Here is a 16303-nt window from a genome sequence, read left to right as displayed (position 1 = left end):
GTCGTTCTGTCCTCATCGGGCCGGGAACCGCGCCGGCCACGCCGATCAACCGATATGCGAGAGCTTGAGCAGCAGTTGCACGTCCTTCAGCAGCTTCTTGCCGTTGGCCTTGGCGTCGTAGCGCAGCACCAGGTTGCCGTGCGGGTCGACCACCCACAGCAGCGGCCGCTCGCCGCCGCCGGCCTTGTCGTACAGGGCCGGGTCCAGGCCGTAGCGCTGCAGGCGCGGGTAGTCCTGCCTCACCAGGTTGGCGAAGTCCGCCGGCAGCTCGCCACTGGCGGCCAGGGCGTGGCCGGCGCGCGAGGCTTCGCGGCCGAGGGCGATGTTGACCTGGCGGGCCAGGTAGACCAGTTGCTGGCAGTCCTCGCCGCAAGTACTCGGCGCGGTCACCAGCAGTTGCCACTGCTCGCCCTGGCTGCGTCCCTGCACGCCGAGGTCGGCGGGGGTCTGGCCATTGCCGATCAGCGCGCCGCTGTAGCTGCGCCCCTGCGGAACCCAGAAATTCCATTTGTACATGGCGCTGGCGAGCAGCATCGGCCCCACCACCAAGCCGATGATCGCCAGCAGTTGCAGGCGGCCACGGGCGCGGCGCGGACGTTCAGGCATCGGAATCGCGAGACTCATGGTTTTTCTCCCGTGCGCGGCGCACACCGAGGTAGAGGTAGAGGGCGAGCAGGGCCGTCGCCAGGGCGAACCACTGCACGGCGTAGCCGGTGTGCCGCTCCGGCGGCATCGAGACCAGGGGCCAGTCGGTGTCGAAGCTGGCGTCGCCCGGTTCCAGGCGGATTTCCCAGGGCAGCCCGGCGCGACCGAAGGCCTGCCACAGCGCCGGGATGTCGAGCTGGGTCACCAGGCGCGGCCAGCCGCCGGCCGGCGCGTCGGCCAGGTGCAGGCCGCCGGGTGGCGGCAGGTAGGTCAAGGCATCGAGCAGGAGGACGCGGTCGGGGGTTTCCAGCGCCGGCGGCGAGCGTCGGTCAGTCCATGCGACCCAGCCGCGGTTGACCAGCAGCCAGAGGCCGCTGGCCTGGTCGTAGAAGGGTTGCAGCACCTCGACCCCGGCCTGCCCGTTGCGCAGCCGGTTATCCAGCAGCAGCGTATGCCGCTCGTCGAAGCGGCCGTGCAGGCGCACGCGGACGTACGCCGGGTCGCGCAGCCCCTCTAGCTGTCCGGGCGACACCGGCTCGGCGCCGCGCCGGGCCTCGTAGCTGGCCAGCAGGGCGCGCTTCTCGTCGGCCCGCTGCAACTGCCAGGTGCCCAGCCAGAGCAGCACCGGCAGCAGGCCGAGGACCACCAGGGTCGGCAGCAGGCCGGGGCGGAACGCGCCACGCATGCTGCGTCTGTCATTGCGTCCGGCCTCCCCGAGGCGCTGGCTATACTGCATGAATCCCCCCATCGCCGGAGTCCCACCATGTTGAAAGTGGCGATCGTCCTGCTACTGCTGGCTACCCTGGTGAGCCTGTTCAGCGGCCTGTTCTTCCTGGTCAAGGACCAGGGCCATGGTTCCCGCGTGGTCAATTCGCTGACCGTCCGCGTGGTGCTCGCCGCGGCGACCCTGGCGCTGGTCGCCTGGGGCTTCTACAGCGGCGAGCTGAACAGCCACGCGCCCTGGCATTTCTGATTCCCCCGGTGGCGGTCAGATCACGTAGACGAAGATGAACAGGCCGATCCAGACCACATCGACGAAGTGCCAGTACCAACTGGCGGCCTCGAAGCCGAAGTGGTGCTCGGCATCGAAGTGACCGCGCAGGATGCGGATCAGCATGATGCTGAGGATCAGCGCGCCGAGGGTCACGTGGGCGCCGTGGAAGCCGGTGAGCATGAAGAAGGTCGAGCCGTAGATACCGGCGCCGAGGGTCAGGCCCAGCTCGTTGTAGGCGTGCACGTACTCCTCGGCCTGCAGGATCAGGAAGGCGATCCCCAGCAGCACGGTCAACGCCAGCCAGGCCTTGAGCGGGCCGCGCTTGTTCTTCTTCAGGGCGTGGTGGGCGAAGGTCACGGTGAAGCTGGAGGTGACCAGCAGGATGGTGTTGATCAGCGGCAGCTTCCACGGCTCGATCACCGCGCTCGGCGGCGGGAACAGCTTCGGGTCCGGGGTCTGCAGCAGCGGCCAGCTGTACTGGAAGTTCGGCCAGAGCATGTGCGCCACGCCCTTGGCACCCTCGCCGCCGAGCCAGGGACCGGCGAAGTGGCGGACGTAGAACAGCGCGCCGAAGAAGGCGGCGAAGAACATCACCTCGGAGAAGATGAACCAGCTCATGCCCCAGCGGAACGAGCGGTCCATCTGCGCGCTGTAGAGTCCGGCGCGGCTCTCGCGGATGACGTTGCCGAACCAGCCGAACAGCATGTAGGCGATGATCAGCCCGCCGACGAAGAAGATCCACGGGCCATGGGATTCCTTGTGGCCGGCGGTGAGGTCGTTGAACCAGGTACCCAGGCCGAACACCGTCACCAGCAGGCCGATGCTGGCGATGATCGGCCACTTGCTCTGGGCGGGGACGTAATAGTGTTCGTGGCTTGCCATGTTGTTCTCCTTATCGTCCCGCAACCGGTACGGGCGGCTTCCGCGCAGTGATATCGAAGAGGGTGTAGGCCAGCGTCACGTGCCGCACATCCTTGGGCAGATCGCGGTCGACGATGAAGCGCACCGGCATCTCGATGCTCTCGCCGGGTTGCAGCACCTGCTGGGTGAAACAGAAGCATTCGGTCTTGTGGAAGTAGGCGGCAGCCTCGGCCGGGGCGATGCTCGGGATGGCCTGCGCGGTCATCGGCTTGTCGCTCGGGTTGCGCGCGTAGAACACCATCTGGTTCACCGCGCCGGGATGCACCACCAACTGGTCGCCGGCGGAGCGGAACTCCCAGACCATGTCGATATTGTTCGAGGTCATGAACTGCACCTTCACCTCGCGCCCGACATCCACCTGCTGCTCGCCGCTGTAGGCGCTGCCGGCGGTCTTGCCGTTGATCCCCAGGGCGCGGCACATCACGTCGTAGAGCGGCACCAGGGCGAAGCCGAAGGCGAACATCAGCACGGTCACCAGCAGCAGGCGGCCGACCAGGCGGCGGGTATCGACCTTGGCATCGCTCATGGCGCGCTCCTCACTTGACCTCGGGCGGGGTGCTGAAGGTGTGGTAGGGCGCCGGCGAAGGGATGCTCCACTCCAGGCCCTCGGCGCCGTCCCAGGGCTTGGCAGGGGCCGGCTTGCCGCCGCGGATGCACTTGATGACGATGAACAGGAACAGCAGCTGGGTGGTGCCGAACATGAAGGCGCCGATCGACGAGACCATGTTGAAGTCGGCGAACTGCAGGTTGTAGTCGGGGATCCGTCGCGGCATGCCGGCGAGGCCGACGAAGTGCATCGGGAAGAACGCCAGGTTCATGCCGATGAAGCTCATCCAGAAGTGCAGCTTGCCGAGGGTCTCGTCGTACATGTGGCCGGTCCACTTCGGCAGCCAGTAGTAAGCCGAGGCGAAGATGCCGAAGATCGCGCCGGGCACCAGCACGTAGTGGAAGTGGGCGACCACGAAGTAGGTGTCGTGGTACTGGAAGTCCGCCGGGGCGATCGCCAGCATCAGTCCGGAGAAGCCGCCGATGGTGAACAGGATGACGAAGGCCACGGCGAACAGCATCGGCGTCTCGAAGGTCAGCGAACCCTCCCACATGGTGGTCACCCAGTTGAACACCTTCACCCCGGTGGGCACCGCGATCAGCATGGTGGCGTACATGAAGAACAGCTCGCCGGTGACCGGGATGCCGACCACGAACATGTGGTGCGCCCAGACCACGAAGGAGAGGAAGGCGATGCTGGCGGTGGCGTAGACCATCGAGGTGTAGCCGAACAGCGGCTTGCGCGCGAAGGTCGGGATGATCGCACTGACCGCACCGAAGGCGGGCAGGATCATGATGTACACCTCGGGGTGGCCGAAGAACCAGAACACGTGCTGGAACAGCACCGGGTCGCCGCCGCCGGCGGCGCTGAAGAAGCTGGTGCCGAAGTGGATGTCCATCAGCATCATGGTCACCACGCCGGCCAGCACCGGCATCACCGCGATCAACAGGAACGCGGTGATCAGCCAGGTCCAGACGAACAGCGGCATCTTCATCAGGGTCATGCCCGGGGCGCGCAGGTTGAGGATGGTGGCGATCACGTTGATCGCGCCCATGATCGAGCTGATCCCGGCCAGGTGGATGGCGAAGATGAAGAAGGTCACGCTGTGCGGGGCGAAGGTGGTCGACAGCGGCGCGTAGAAGGTCCAGCCGAAGTTGGGACCGCCGCCGGGCATGAACAGGGTGCTGACCAGCAGGCCGAAGGCCGCCGGCAGCAGCCAGAAGCTGAAGTTGTTCATCCGCGGCAGGGCCATGTCCGGCGCGCCGATCATCAGCGGGATCATCCAGTTGGCCAGGCCGACGAAGGCCGGCATCACCGCGCCGAAGACCATGATCAGGCCGTGCATGGTGGTCATCTGGTTGAAGAACGCCGGCTCGACGATCTGCAGGCCGGGCTGGAACAGCTCGGCGCGGATCACCATGGCCATCGAGCCGCCGAGCAGGAACATCATGAAGCTGAACCACAGGTAGAGGGTGCCGATGTCCTTGTGGTTGGTCGTCAGCACCCAGCGCATCAGGCCCTTGGCCGGTCCGTGGTGGTGGTCGCCGGCATGGTGGTCGGGCGTATCGATCACAGCACTCATGGCGGTCTCCTATTGTTGTTTCTGCTTGTAGGCGACGACGTCTTTCGGGGTGACCATGTCGCCATCGTCGTTGCCCCAGGCGTTGCGCTCGTAGGTGATCACCGCGGCCAGGTCGACCTCGTTGAGCTGCTTGCCGAAGGCCGCCATGGCGGTGCCGGGCACGCCGTTGAAGACCACTTCCAGGTGGTGCTCCTTGGGCCCGGTGACGATCTTCGAACCCTTCAGCGCCGGGAACATCGGCGGCATGCCCTGGCCTTCGGCCTGGTGGCAGGCGGCGCAGATGGTGTGGTAGACCTTGTCGCCGCGCGCAACCAACTCTTCCTTGGTCCACTCCTTGCTGGTCAGTTCCTTGACCTTCGCCGCCTCTTCCTTGCGCTTGGCCAGCCACTGGTCGAACTCGGCCTTGGGCTTGACGTCGACCACGATCGGCATGAAGCCGTGGTCCTTGCCGCACAGCTCGGCGCACTGGCCGCGATAGATGCCGGGCTCGTCGACCTTGGTCCAGGCCTCGTTGACGAAGCCGGGGATGGCGTCGCGCTTGACCGCGAAGGCCGGCACCCACCAGGAATGGATCACGTCGCTGGAGGTGATCAGGAAGCGCACCTTGGTGCCCACCGGCAGCACCAGCGGCTCGTCCACCTCCAGCAGGTAATGCTCGTCCTTCGCCTGCCGGTTGTGGATCTGATCCTGCGGGGTGGCCAGGTTGCTGAAGTACTCGACGTCCTGGCCCAGGTACTTGTACTGCCACTTCCACTGGTAGCCGGTGACCTGCACGTCCAGCTCCGGCTCGGAAGTGTCGTAGATGTGGATCAGGGTGCGGGTGGCGGGCACCGCCATCACCACCAGGATCACGAACGGCACCACCGTCCAGAGGATTTCCACCGTGGTGCTCTCGTGGAAGTGCGCCGGCTGCTGGCCGGTGGAGCGGCGGTGGACGATCATCGACCAGAACATCGCGCCGAAGACCAGCACGCCGATCACCACGCAGATCCAGAAGATGGTCATGTGCAGGTCGAAGACGGACCGGCTCACCTCGGTAGCGCCCGGGGCCATGTTGACCGTCCAGGCGGCATTCGCCTGGCTGATCGCCGAGAGCAAAAGGAAGCCCATCCAGACTCGTGGATGTCGCAGCATTCGGGTTCCCCTTATCGTTGTTTTTATCCCGCCGGCAGACGCCAACGGCCAAGGGGTGGACCGCCAAGACAACGAACTTTGACCGTCGCACCTCGGCACACAGCAAGGCAGGCCGGGTTCATCAGGTTCAGCATTCGAGTGGGAGTATAGACAGCGGCTGCGACATAACAACGCAGCGTAAAAACGTCGCTGGAAAGTGCCGATTCTTCTCTAAAAGCCGCGAGCGGCGTGGCTTTGCAGGCGAATGGTGGCCGCCTGATATATCATCCTCGCATAACCACGAAGCGATTATGACAATCGCGTCTTAGCCGGCGCGCGCCGCCGGCTATGTTTCTCCTCTTCTTCACCATCCCCGTTGTATGGGAGACCCCATGAACACCGCTGCCCTCCGTGAACTCATCCAGCAGGCGCACCTCAGCGAAGCCCGCCACGGTCACCTGGCTGATCTGATAGCCAGCTGCCTGCCCCGCCTGCATCGCACCATCCAGCCGCAAGGCGAGAACACGGAAGACATACTCACCCGCTTCGTCCACGCCTACGTCGAACAGGTACCGGACCTGCTCGACGCCGCCAACAGCGTGGCCCGCGAAGCCGGCATCGAGGAACGGATCAAGCCGGTGCTGAAGGTCGCCGAGCAGTTCTTCCTCACCCCGCCGGCGTTGCTCGCCGGCCACGACGGCCTCGACGCCCTGCTCGACGAAGCCTACCTGGCGCACCGCCTGGTGGAAGAAGTGAACGACCGCTACATCGCCCACTTCGGCCAGGCACTGATCCCACTGGACACCACCGTAGCCAACCTGGTGGCCCACCAGTTGATCGGCGAGCCCTTCGCCAACCGGCTGGACGAAGCCGTCCACCATGCAGTGGAGAACATGCTCGACGCCACCACCTTCGACGCCGACTCGGCCCGCGCCTATCGTGAGAACCTGAAGAACCCGCGGGTGGTCGCCGCCTGGCAGCAGTGGCCGTGCCTGTCGAAGCAGCTCGGGGTGGAACTCAGCCTGGGCTGACCGCCCCGCCACTGCGCGCGCCGCCCAACCCGACGCTGCCGCGCAGGCGCCCTTCCAGGCGACGCTTCAAGGCGCGCGGTTCGATCACCAGGCGCGAGCCCTGCACCGGTGCCATCCGCCCCCAGTCCTCGAGCAGCTCCATGCAGGCATGGTCGACATAGCTGAGGTTATCCATCGGTACGTGCAGGGTGGTGCCCGGCTTGACCTCGTCGAGCACCCGCGACAGCGCCGGCACCTTGAGGAAAGTCGCGGCGCCGCTCAGGCGCAGCTCGGCTTCATGCTCGCCGGTGTAGCGCAGGGCGATCTTCAGCCGCGCCGCCTTCAGCACCAGCTTCAGCAGGGTCAGGGCGAAGCCCACCAGCACGCCGGTCAGCAGGTCGGTGAAGACGATGGCCAGGGCGGTGGCCGCGTACACCAGCATCGGCATCCGGCCGTAGCGAGAGAGGTTGCCGAGGGCCTTGAAATCGACCAGCTTGACCCCGGTATAGACCAGCACCCCGGCCAGGCTCGCCACCGGAATCTGCCGCAGCAGGCTGCCGAGCAGGAGGACGAAGGCGAGCAACCAGAGGCCGTGGAAGATCGCCGAGGCGCGGGTTCGCGCACCGGCATTGACGTTGGCCGAGCTGCGTACGATCACCCCGGTCATCGGCAGCGCGCCGAGCATGCCGCAGAGCATGTTGCCGACCCCCTGGGCGGACAACTCGCGATCCATGTCCGAGCGCGGGCCGTCGTGCAGGCGATCCACCGCCGCCGCCGAGAGCAGGGTCTCCGCACTGGCGATGAAGGCCACCACCACCGCCGCCAGCAGCAGGGAGGGATCGGCCAGGGCCAGCAGGTCGGCCGGGCGTAGCCAGTCGATGGCCTCGCCGAGGTTGGCCGGTACCTCGACCCGCCGCACGTCCAGCGCCAGCCAGAGGCTGGCCAGGGTCGCCAGGCTCACGCCGAGCAGCGCGCCGGGTAGGAAGCGCAGGCGTTGCGGACGCAGCTTGTCCCAGCCCCACATCACCGCGATGGTGCCCAGCCCGAGCAGCGCCGCGTCGAGGCCGCTGTCCATGCCCAGCGAACCGAGCGCGGCGAACGCCGCCTGGGGGAATGCCAGCAGGTTGTCGAGGCCGGACGCCTTGGGCGCCAGGTCGAGCATCACGTGCAATTGCGAAAGGACGATGAGGATGCCGATGCCGGCGAGCATCCCGTATACCACCGCCGGCGAGGTGACCCGGAACCAGCAGCCCAGGCGCAGCCGCCCGGCGAGCAGCTGGATGGCGCCGGCGAGCAGCAGGATCGGCCCGAGCATGGCCACCCCGTAGGTACGCACCAGTTCGAAGACCAGCACCGCGAGGCCGGCCGCCGGGCCGCTGACCTGTAGCGGCGAGCCGGCCAGGAAGCCGACCACCAGGCCACCGACGATGCCGGTGAGCAGGCCCTTGGCCGGCGGCATCCCGGAGGCGATGGCGATGCCCATGCACAGCGGCAGGGCGACGAGGAACACCACCACGGAGGCCATCAGGTCCCGCGGCAACGTGTCCCGGAGGGACGGAAACACCTTTGAAACATGCATGGCACAGTTCTCCTGCGAATTTTTTCCACGACGAGGGAGCGACGCCAGGACCAGGCCCGGCGCCGGTTGTGTGTGCGCAGTGTGTTTTTTCTTGTAATAGCGACCCGTTCAGCCCCGGAACGGGGCTTCCCAGAGGTCGTCCATGGCAGGAACGGCGAAAGGTGACGCGAAAACGCTGTTGTTATCCGGCGGCCCGCACGGCCGCCGCTATCACGAGTTCAGGTAGCGCGGCGCGGGCGTGGCCATCGGCACCGGATGCTCGCCGTCGAGGGGCAGGAAGCGACCCTGCTTGGCGTCGTAGGCGCGGATCTGCGCACTCTCGATGTCGTACACCCAGCCGTGGATGAACAGTTGCCCGCTGGCCAGGCGCGAGGCCACCGAGGGGTGGGTGCGCAGGTGATCGAGTTGGGCCACCACGTTCTCTTCGGTGAGCACCCCGAGGGTGTCGTGGCTGGCGCCGCAGTCGCAGTTGTCCGCCACCACCGTGCGTGCCACCTCGGCGTGCCGCAGCCAGGCCTTGACCGTCGGCATGCGTTCCAGGGTCTGCGGGTCGAGCACGGCGCGCATCGCCCCGCAGTCGGAGTGGCCGCAGACGATGATGTGGTGCACGCCCAGCGCCAGCACAGCGTATTCGATGGCGGTGGAGACGCCACCGTTCATCTGCCCGTAGGGCGGCACCACGTTGCCGACGTTGCGGGTGACGAACAGGTCGCCGGGGGAACTCTGGGTGATCAGCTCGGGAACGATGCGCGAATCCGCGCAGGTGATGAACATCGCCCGCGGCCGCTGGCTATTGGCGAGCTTCTTGAACAGCGCCTGCTGCTCGGGAAAGACCTCCCGGCGGAAATGCTGGAATCCATCGACAATCCTTTTCAATGCATCGTCAGCGCTTTCCTGCTCTGGAGAATCGGACTTAACGCCCCGCATACGGTCTGGCATGGTTCGGAACCTCGATGAGTGGATCGATTGAATTTTCCCACGTCTGCCGACGCTTTCCCCATAGGAAAAAGGCACAACAAACGCAGAGCGACCTACGTGACCGATCGGTCACTTCTGGTGCTCAACGCTAATGCCCGAAGCTTAACCATAAATTAAAAAATCCCTCTATCTCGCACGTTGCCAGCTTTTTTCACGATATTTCCAGAGGATGTCGACAGGCTATCATGGCAAACGAGTGGCATTTCCATTCGCCCCGCATAAGTGGTGAAAGGTTTCAGTCAACCGGTTGGCTACGTGCAGGGAAATTCGTCGAATGGGAAAACCCGGCGCACCGCGCCAGCGGCCATGACCTGGCCGCCCGGTGCCAGCCAGCTATCAGAACAGGTCCAGTTGGCGGCGCACCGGCGCACCGGTGGGGAACAGCGGCAGGTTCGGCACGAAGCGCGCCAGCAGGCACGCCGCAGCCATTCGCTGGCGTTGCTGGCCGTCGCGCAGGACCTGGCGGCAGCGCGCCTCGCCCAGCGGTTCGCCGAGCAGGTAGGCGCGCCCGGCGACGAAACGCGCGCCGTTGTCACGCCACCAGGCGGAGACTCGCTCCGCCTCCGGCCAGCTAAGGTTCTCGTCGTCGTCGAGGGCGACGTTGTCGTCGTCGGGATCGTCGTTGGGGCCAGGGTCGTAGTCGGGCAAGACCTCCAGCTCCAGGTCGAGCAACGCCAGGTCGGCGCCGGTGATCAGGCTGAAGGCCTCGCCGGCGACCCGCGCCAGACTCTCGTCACGCATCTGCTGGATCAGCCAGGGCACCGCCACCGGATCGCCGAACAGGCCGGTGGCCTGGATGCCGATCCGCCGCGTGTCCGCCGCCTGCATCAGTTGGCGAATCCAGGCCATGCTGGTGTCGCGCGGCTGCCAGGCGAGCAGCACCATGGTCGCCGGCAGCTGGAACGGGCCGGGCTGCCCGGCGAACGCACGCAATGGCCCCAACGCCTCCTCGTCGCCCATCTGCGCGGTGGCCCAGTTGGCCCAGAAGCGCAGGCTCGGGTCATCGTGGGCGCGATAGGCGCGAATATTCGCCATCAGGTCGCGCCGACGCAGCTCGCCGGCGGTGCGCGCGGCGCGCGCCAGCACCGCCGGGTCGGCGTGGCCAAGGGCGGACAGCAGCGCCGGCCCCGGGTCATGCCGGTGCATGCCGCAGGCGGCCAGGCCAATGGCGCGGAACAGCGGCTCGGGCGAGGCCAGCAGGCGCTCCACCCAGGGCCGCGCCTGGTCCCAGTCGAGCCAGCCGAGGGCTGCGGCGAAACCGCGCCGGGCTTCCGGAGACGCCGCAAGACAGGCGCGCATCCGGCCGATCAACGCATCGTCTCCTGCCTGCATGGCCAGTACCGCGAGGGCGAACGCCTCGCCCTGGGCGTGCGCGTCGAGTTGCTCGAGCAGGGCGTCATGGCCGGCCTGGCCGGCGATCGCCAAGCCGTCCAGGTGCGCCTCGATGCGCTGATCGAGCTCGGCGAGCTCCTCCAGGTCGTAATGGGGCGCACGCACGGCGTAGTCGCGGAGCAGGGCAAGGAAGGCGGCTTCCTCGGCGTGCTGGTCGACGATCGCTGCGATGCTCAATCTATGCGCGTCCATTGCTGGCCGTCGAAGCTGAAGATGTCTTTCGCGGCGATGCTCCACAACACGCCGTCGGCAGCGCTAAGGTGGAAGCAGCGTTGGGGTTGCTCATCACCGAAGTCCACCTCCTTGAGATGGCCACCGACCAGCGTATAGACCGCCGTTGCGCTCGACACGTAGAGTGCGCCGTCGAACCACGCGAGGCTCCACAAGTCTTCATCGACATCGTCCTGGGCGATGATCTCCCAGTGGTCGTTGCGTCCACGCAGCAGCGTTCCCGCCTGTCCACAGGCGTAAACCGAGCCATCTTCCGCGCAGCAGATCGCCGTCAGGATCAAGTTCGTCGGGCTCTCCCGGGGCTGCCAGCGCTTGCCGTCGTACTGCCAGATCTCCCCGTCCCAGCCGACGGCATAGATTTCCCTGGCACCGAAGCCGCCGATGGCCTCGAATCCGACCACCGCTTCGCTGCCTGCCGGAGGCCGAGCGCCGCTGTCGATGGCACGCCAGTCGTTCTCGTCGAAGCGCCGGTAGACCTGTCGATCCATCCCGCAGGCATAGGCCACCCCGTCGATACAGGCAACGCCGCGCATATTGCCCCGGCCACCGATGGCATCGTCGCCGTCGGGCAACTGCTCTTCATGGATGTCGCCGGAGCCCATGCAGAATACCTGGCCCCGAGCGCCCAGAAACAATGCTTGTTCCACTGGCTCGTGCACTACCGTGGCCGACACGATCTCCCAGGGCAGCATGTCGTCATCCTCGCCAGCAACACACCAGGTTCCGCAGTCCCACTCCGTGACATAGCTGTGCGCTATGTTCTGCTCCTGGATCTCGTCGGATACCGAGGCCACGTACGCCAGGTCCTGATAGCGGACGACGCCGGTGATGTTCGAGAAAATCGGCGAGAGTTTCTTCAACATTTCAATCTCCTGTAACGGTCACTAGCGGACTCGACTCCTCGTGGCGCCAAGACGCGCATTGCGGGTCTTTATCGCCTGCGTCGCAGCCGTGACGTCGGTCTGGCCGGTTTCAACGGCCTTGATGGGTGTTCTGGCGTTGATTCCGCACTGCTTGTGATAGTTGTCGAGCTGAGCGGACAGACATTCCTTCGAGCATTTCGACTGCGGAAAGACCTTGCCCATGGCAGCCATGGATTGACGTTTCGCCGTTCCGTAGGTGGTCTTCTTCGCGGAGATGGAGCTGCCATTGGACAATTGCAGGGTTCCACTGCGCGACTTCGCGGCAGCGGCGCTCTGGAACGTGTGCATGAGGCCGTGGGTACCCACGTTCTGATTGACGCCCTCCGCGCAGACGCAAGGAGCCTTGTTCTCCGAATAGTTGGATATCCCCTTGAGGGGTACCGAGCCTTTTCCACCACGTCCCTTGTCGTGCAAGGCGCTGGCCTCGATCAGGTGGTGAGCGGTCTGCTGCGGGCAGCAACTGTTCGGCTTGTACGGTTGCAGGGCACACCGGCGCGCGGTCAGGCATTTTCGGGCAGCGACCTTGTCTGCCAGTCGGTCAGCTTCGTTGCTGGTCTTCTTGCCGGAAGGCTTGCCCGCACCAAGGCCAGCGCAGGCATCCTTGCTGCCATGCGGCTTGAAGTCAGCGCAATCCTTCTTCTCCTTCTTCACTTCATTGCTGCACGGTCCACCACCAGCATCGACGGTGGCCTGGTCGAGGTAGGGCCAGACCGGCGTATTGCCAGGAAAGGACGCGTGGTTGTGGGTGGTCAGGTCGAGGTGGCGAACCACGTTCTTGCTTTCGAACTTGACGTTCATCGACCAGGAGGTGAAGTACACCTTGCCCTTGATCTTGCTGGTGACGATGCCCTTCTTCGGCGCCCGCCCCGGCTCGTCGCCGTAGCTGGTCTTGTAGTAGCTCTTGTTCTTCAGCATCACCTCCTTGCGGGTGATGCGAATGGTCCGGGTGCCTTTGGTGGTGTCCTTGGACAGGCCGGTATTGGGGTAGGGGATCGGTACCCCCAACGGCGTCGGCGGCGCCTGCGGCGGGGTGAAGCAGACATCCGGGAAGGCCGCGATGGACTTGCCGCTCGCCGCCTTGCAGGAGATCTCCATGTTGTTGGCGTACACCTCGTTGGCCATCAGGCAGCCCTCACCCGTCGATAGCTGAGCAGCGCGGCGGCGCGTTCGCCGGCGTCGTTGCCCAGGTGGCAGAACACGTTCGGCCCGTCGCCGTAGCCCTTGCGCGAAGCGGCCAGGGCCACGGCGAGCAACGCCGGGCCGATGGCGGCGCCGCATTCGCCGATGCAGTCGGCGGGGTGCCAGAGGTCGAACTTCGGCTTGAGCACGCGCAGGTTGCGACTCAGGGTCAGCGAGGCCTCCTTGAAGTAGTACTGCTCGCCGGAAATGTCGGTGAGCCGGTAGTCCATCTGCTCCAGGCCGCAGCCAGCCTCGGCGAGGGCGGCGCGCACGGCCTGGCTCAGGCCGTCGGCGCGCAGCGGCAGGTCCTCGCTCTCCACCGTGGCCTTCTCGACGCCGAAGCCGAGGCCGATGCAGAGCAACTGCGGCGCCTCCTCGTGGAGCGGCGCGGCGACCAGCACGGCGGCGGCGCCCTCGCCGGGAATGAAGCCGTTGGAGTTCTGGCTGGTCAGCAGCCGCTCGCGGGCCTCGTAGGCGGCCAGGGTCGGGCCGCTGACGAAGGAGTCGACGCCGGCCACCAGGACCTGCCGGCAGCCGCCCTGGATCAGCTTGCGCGCGTTGAGCAGGGCCACCGCGCCACCGACCCGGCCACGGGCGATGAGTGCCGAGGAGGGATGGAAGCGTCGTCCCAGCTCGCCTTCCAGGTCACGCAGGAAAGACTCGTCGAGCCCCGCGCAGCGTCCGGGACGGTCGCCCTCGGCGACGCAGAGCAGCAGCGGCAGCTCCGTGCAATCGAGATCGGGCTGGCCGCGCAAGGCCTCGTCGATGGCTCGCGCAGCCATCTTCAGCAGCTTGGCGNGGCTGCTCCAGCGGCACGCTGGCGGCAAGCAACCATTCGCCGCCCTGGTCGATGAAACGGGTTTCCTGGAAGTTGTCCAGGGCGCAGCGGATCGCCGCGCAGCTGGCCGGCGCGCTGAGACCGACCGCGCTGACCATGCCGGAGGCGACGATGCTCAGGGCCTGGCTCATGCCTCGTCCTCCTCGGCCTGGCGGCTGCGTGCCAACGCGGCAAGCGAGGGGTAGTAGTCCTTGCCCAGCTCGCGGGCGCGCCACCAGGCGGCGGACTTGCTGCCGACCAGCACCTGGGCGATCTCGAACAGGTTGCGCTTCAACGGCCGGCGAATGCGCCAGGTGACTTCCACGCGACGGGCGTCGCAGTCCACCAGCAGGGTATCGATCCGTGCCTGCGCGGTTTCGTGGCCACCCTTTTTCAGGAAGAAGGTCACCGGGACCTCCCTGCGCGGCACGCGGAAGGCCGCGCGCTCCTCGCCGGTGAGGTTGAGCAGCAGGACCTCCTCGCCGCCGCGCAGATGGTCGGTCCACTGGTCGGCCGGCGCGGACTGGAAGTAGCGCTCGTCGAAGTCGGCGGGCAGGAACGGGAAGCGCTCGGCCAACCAGGCGTCGTCGTAGCGGCCGGCGAAGCCGACCCGGGCCTGCCAGTGGCGGCCGAGCGGGCCGAGCGCCATCGGCGTGAAGCGGCCGTGGGGGCTGTCCACCGGCTCGCCGAGCTTTTCCGTGGCCGGCATCGGCGTGCCGACGATCTCGGCGGTGTCGGCGCTGCGCGGAAACCAGCCACATCCGGCCGGATTGGCCATGTAGCAATCCATGAAACCGGGGTTGTCCGGCGAGGCATGGCTGCCGCCGAAGGCACTGGCGTAGGAAATGTCCTGGCTCTGGAACGGCTGCGCGACGCCCGCGCCGGCACCGAGCAATCCCGGTTCCCACTGGCGCGGCCCATGCACCGCCAGCGCCTTGCTCACCCGGCCGACGCGGATGCCCGCGGTCAACTGCTGTACCGGCCGCCCGCCGGGCGCCTGGGCGCTGCCCAGCACCAGCACATCGCAGAACGGCTTGAAGGGAACGAACTCGCACTCCCGGCGCGGCGCGGAAAACCCCGGCTCGCCATAGAATTCATCGACCATCAGCAGCGTCTGCTGCTCGTCCAGCAGGCGCGCCTCGCGACCGTCCAGCGGCAGGTCGAAACTGCCCTTGGCGATCACCACCAGCGACTCCCGGCCTTCGGCGTCGAGCCCCTGGTTGTAGGCGGCGGCCAGCGGGGTGGCGTTCAACAGTTCCATGTCGGGCCCGCCGCGCTCAGTTGATCTGCACCGAACCGCCCTTGATCCGGTTGACCCCGGTGGAGCGGCTGGAAAGATAGGCGCCACGGATGATCACCTTGCCGGCGCGGGTCAGGGTGATGCTGGCCTTGCCACAACGCAGGACGATCTCGCGTTCGGCACTGAACTCCAGGCGCTCGCCGTCCAGTTGCGCCAGCGCTTCCTGCGGCAGGCGCTGGATGCGGCCGATCAGCAGCGGCTGGCGCGGATCGCCGGCGACGAACATCAGCGCTACCTGGGCGCCGATGTCGGCGCGACTGAGCTGGGTGGTGGTGGCCGCCGCCAGGCCGTGCTCGCTCGGGCAACCGGGATAGGCGACCACCGGAGCGGCGGCGTCCGGCACGTCGAGGAGGACGCCGATGACCACACCGTCCAGGCGCGCGGGAAGGGCCGTCGCGGCCCCGGGTAGATGGATCTCGACACTCATGCGCTGACTCCCTGGCTCTGCGCCGCTTCAGTTCTGGAGGATCTTGCGTCCCTTCACCACCACGTTCTTGTCGGCCTTGACGTTGATCGCCCCGGATCCGTCGATGGTGATGTTCTTGCCGCTGATGACGATGCTGCCGTCCTTCTTCATGCGGATGCTGGCGGCACCGGTGACCAGGGTGATCGAGTCGCCGGCGTTGAGCGTGAAGCTCTTGCCCACGTCCAGGCTATCGTCCTTGCCCACCGAGGTATCGCGGCCCTGGCCGACGCTGCGCGACTCGTTCTTGCCGATGCTGGTGCTCTGGTTGCCGCCTATGTCGATGGTCTCGTTGGCGCCCACCGACTCGCTGCGGTCGGCGCCGATGCTGATCGTCTCGTTGTTGCCCACCGACTCGCTACGGTTCGCGCCGATGCTGATGGTCTCGTCGTTGCCGACGTCCTCGGTGCGATTGGCACCGATGCTGATCTTCTCGTTGCTGCCGACCTTCTCGGTGCGGTCGACGCCGATGCTGATGGTCTCGTTGCTGCCGACGTCCTCGGTGCGGTTCGCGCCGATACTGATCTTCTCGTTGTTGCCGACCTTCTCGGTGCGGTCGACGCCGATGGTGATGGTCTCGTTGTTGTCCACGGTCTCGGTGCGATCGTGCTTCACATGCACCGTCTCGT

The 16303-nt window shown here is 66.5% G+C and carries 15 protein-coding genes and 2 pseudogenes; 2 read left to right on the top strand and 15 right to left on the bottom strand.

The genetic code is table 11. From position 1 onward, the window contains the following. Window positions 1-45: 45 nt before the first annotated feature. Window positions 46-624, bottom strand: coding sequence for a hypothetical protein (locus ACTJJX_RS16085; RefSeq protein WP_016852321.1), 579 nt, complete (start codon window positions 622-624; stop codon window positions 46-48). Beyond that, window positions 599-1393, bottom strand: coding sequence for an SURF1 family protein (locus ACTJJX_RS16080; RefSeq protein ID WP_016852320.1), 795 nt, complete (start codon window positions 1391-1393; stop codon window positions 599-601). Before ACTJJX_RS16080 ends, ACTJJX_RS16085 begins: the two co-directional genes overlap by 26 nt. 15 nt (window positions 1394-1408) lie before the next feature. Here ACTJJX_RS16080 and ACTJJX_RS16075 point away from each other — a divergent pair, with 15 nt between their 5' ends. Beyond that, a complete protein-coding gene (locus ACTJJX_RS16075; protein ID WP_003110653.1) occupies window positions 1409-1618 on the top strand; it encodes a twin transmembrane helix small protein in 210 nt (69 codons plus the stop codon). A 15-nt stretch (window positions 1619-1633) separates the two neighbouring features. Here the strand turns inward: ACTJJX_RS16075 and ACTJJX_RS16070 are convergent, their stop codons facing one another. From ACTJJX_RS16070 to coxB, 4 genes are read right to left on the bottom strand one after another with little or no spacing between them, the layout of a single operon-like run. Next, window positions 1634-2521: a cytochrome c oxidase subunit 3 gene (locus tag ACTJJX_RS16070; RefSeq protein WP_003083728.1), complete on the bottom strand. Its 888-nt coding sequence runs from the start codon at window positions 2519-2521 to the stop codon at window positions 1634-1636. A 10-nt stretch (window positions 2522-2531) separates the two neighbouring features. Continuing rightward, window positions 2532-3086, bottom strand: a complete 555-nt coding sequence (locus ACTJJX_RS16065) for a cytochrome c oxidase assembly protein (protein ID WP_003083725.1) — start codon at window positions 3084-3086, stop codon at window positions 2532-2534. Between the two features lie 10 nt (window positions 3087-3096). Further along, a complete protein-coding gene (ctaD, locus tag ACTJJX_RS16060; RefSeq protein ID WP_003083723.1) occupies window positions 3097-4689 on the bottom strand; it encodes a cytochrome c oxidase subunit I in 1593 nt (530 codons plus the stop codon). A gap of 9 nt (window positions 4690-4698) precedes the next feature. Beyond that, entirely contained in the window at window positions 4699-5823 is a 1125-nt protein-coding gene (coxB, locus tag ACTJJX_RS16055) for a cytochrome c oxidase subunit II (protein ID WP_003101203.1), read from the bottom strand. A gap of 371 nt (window positions 5824-6194) precedes the next feature. Here coxB and ACTJJX_RS16050 point away from each other — a divergent pair, with 371 nt between their 5' ends. Beyond that, complete coding sequence (locus ACTJJX_RS16050) at window positions 6195-6833, top strand: hypothetical protein (RefSeq protein WP_016254346.1); 639 nt, start codon at window positions 6195-6197, stop codon at window positions 6831-6833. On the opposite strand, the gene ACTJJX_RS16045 is transcribed toward ACTJJX_RS16050, so the two are convergent. From ACTJJX_RS16045 to vgrG1b, 9 genes and pseudogenes are all read right to left on the bottom strand, one after another. After that, the gene (locus ACTJJX_RS16045) at window positions 6820-8391 is read right to left on the bottom strand and encodes a SulP family inorganic anion transporter (protein WP_016852319.1); all 1572 of its coding nucleotides are present in this window, start codon (window positions 8389-8391) and stop codon (window positions 6820-6822) included. The genes ACTJJX_RS16050 and ACTJJX_RS16045 overlap by 14 nt on opposite strands. Window positions 8392-8601: 210 nt before the next feature. Next, window positions 8602-9330: a carbonic anhydrase gene (locus ACTJJX_RS16040; protein ID WP_003083701.1), complete on the bottom strand. Its 729-nt coding sequence runs from the start codon at window positions 9328-9330 to the stop codon at window positions 8602-8604. Window positions 9331-9705: 375 nt separating this feature from the next. Continuing rightward, window positions 9706-10953 carry a TIGR02270 family protein gene (locus tag ACTJJX_RS16035; protein ID WP_016852318.1) on the bottom strand — a complete coding sequence of 416 codons (1248 nt, stop codon included), beginning with the start codon at window positions 10951-10953 and terminating at the stop codon, window positions 9706-9708. Further along, entirely contained in the window at window positions 10935-11855 is a 921-nt protein-coding gene (tsi7, locus tag ACTJJX_RS16030; RefSeq protein ID WP_003083699.1) for a type IV secretion system immunity protein Tsi7, read from the bottom strand. Before tsi7 ends, ACTJJX_RS16035 begins: the two co-directional genes overlap by 19 nt. Window positions 11856-11876: 21 nt before the next feature. After that, on the bottom strand, window positions 11877-13037 hold the full coding sequence (gene tse7, locus ACTJJX_RS16025) for a type VI secretion system effector Dnase Tse7 (protein ID WP_003083698.1): 1161 nt from the start codon (window positions 13035-13037) through the stop codon (window positions 11877-11879). Continuing rightward, window positions 13037-14063, bottom strand: a pseudogene (locus ACTJJX_RS16020) (hypothetical protein). Before ACTJJX_RS16020 ends, tse7 begins: the two are co-directional and overlap by 1 nt. Continuing rightward, window positions 14060-15172: a DUF2169 family type VI secretion system accessory protein gene (locus ACTJJX_RS16015; protein WP_003161053.1), complete on the bottom strand. Its 1113-nt coding sequence runs from the start codon at window positions 15170-15172 to the stop codon at window positions 14060-14062. Before ACTJJX_RS16015 ends, ACTJJX_RS16020 begins: the two are co-directional and overlap by 4 nt. A gap of 16 nt (window positions 15173-15188) precedes the next feature. Beyond that, window positions 15189-15638, bottom strand: coding sequence for a DUF6484 domain-containing protein (locus tag ACTJJX_RS16010; RefSeq protein WP_016852316.1), 450 nt, complete (start codon window positions 15636-15638; stop codon window positions 15189-15191). A gap of 27 nt (window positions 15639-15665) precedes the next feature. Then, window positions 15666-16303, bottom strand: a pseudogene (gene vgrG1b / locus ACTJJX_RS16005) (type VI secretion system spike protein VgrG1b); the annotation flags it as partial.

Origin of the sequence: Pseudomonas sp. 22490 (assembly GCF_052044465.1) — a bacterium.
GTDB classification, from domain to species: domain Bacteria; phylum Pseudomonadota; class Gammaproteobacteria; order Pseudomonadales; family Pseudomonadaceae; genus Pseudomonas; species Pseudomonas aeruginosa.
This window is presented reverse-complemented; position numbering and strand designations above follow the sequence as displayed.

Bases quoted from the DNA above. Each gene is read 5' to 3' on its own strand.
- coxB (WP_003101203.1), bottom strand. From the start codon at position 5,823: ATGCTGCGACATCCACGAGTCTGGATGGGCTTCCTTTTGCTCTCGGCG.
- ACTJJX_RS16065 (WP_003083725.1), bottom strand. From the start codon at position 3,086: ATGAGCGATGCCAAGGTCGATACCCGCCGCCTGGTCGGCCGCCTGCTG.
- tse7 (WP_003083698.1), bottom strand. From the start codon at position 13,037: ATGGCCAACGAGGTGTACGCCAACAACATGGAGATCTCCTGCAAGGCG.
- ACTJJX_RS16070 (WP_003083728.1), bottom strand. From the start codon at position 2,521: ATGGCAAGCCACGAACACTATTACGTCCCCGCCCAGAGCAAGTGGCCG.
- ACTJJX_RS16075 (WP_003110653.1), top strand. From the start codon at position 1,409: ATGTTGAAAGTGGCGATCGTCCTGCTACTGCTGGCTACCCTGGTGAGC.
- ACTJJX_RS16045 (WP_016852319.1), bottom strand. From the start codon at position 8,391: ATGCATGTTTCAAAGGTGTTTCCGTCCCTCCGGGACACGTTGCCGCGG.
- ACTJJX_RS16035 (WP_016852318.1), bottom strand. From the start codon at position 10,953: ATGGACGCGCATAGATTGAGCATCGCAGCGATCGTCGACCAGCACGCC.
- ACTJJX_RS16010 (WP_016852316.1), bottom strand. From the start codon at position 15,638: ATGAGTGTCGAGATCCATCTACCCGGGGCCGCGACGGCCCTTCCCGCG.
- ACTJJX_RS16080 (WP_016852320.1), bottom strand. From the start codon at position 1,393: ATGGGGGGATTCATGCAGTATAGCCAGCGCCTCGGGGAGGCCGGACGC.
- ACTJJX_RS16015 (WP_003161053.1), bottom strand. From the start codon at position 15,172: ATGGAACTGTTGAACGCCACCCCGCTGGCCGCCGCCTACAACCAGGGG.
- ACTJJX_RS16040 (WP_003083701.1), bottom strand. From the start codon at position 9,330: ATGCCAGACCGTATGCGGGGCGTTAAGTCCGATTCTCCAGAGCAGGAA.
- ACTJJX_RS16085 (WP_016852321.1), bottom strand. From the start codon at position 624: ATGAGTCTCGCGATTCCGATGCCTGAACGTCCGCGCCGCGCCCGTGGC.
- tsi7 (WP_003083699.1), bottom strand. From the start codon at position 11,855: ATGTTGAAGAAACTCTCGCCGATTTTCTCGAACATCACCGGCGTCGTC.
- ctaD (WP_003083723.1), bottom strand. From the start codon at position 4,689: ATGAGTGCTGTGATCGATACGCCCGACCACCATGCCGGCGACCACCAC.
- ACTJJX_RS16050 (WP_016254346.1), top strand. From the start codon at position 6,195: ATGAACACCGCTGCCCTCCGTGAACTCATCCAGCAGGCGCACCTCAGC.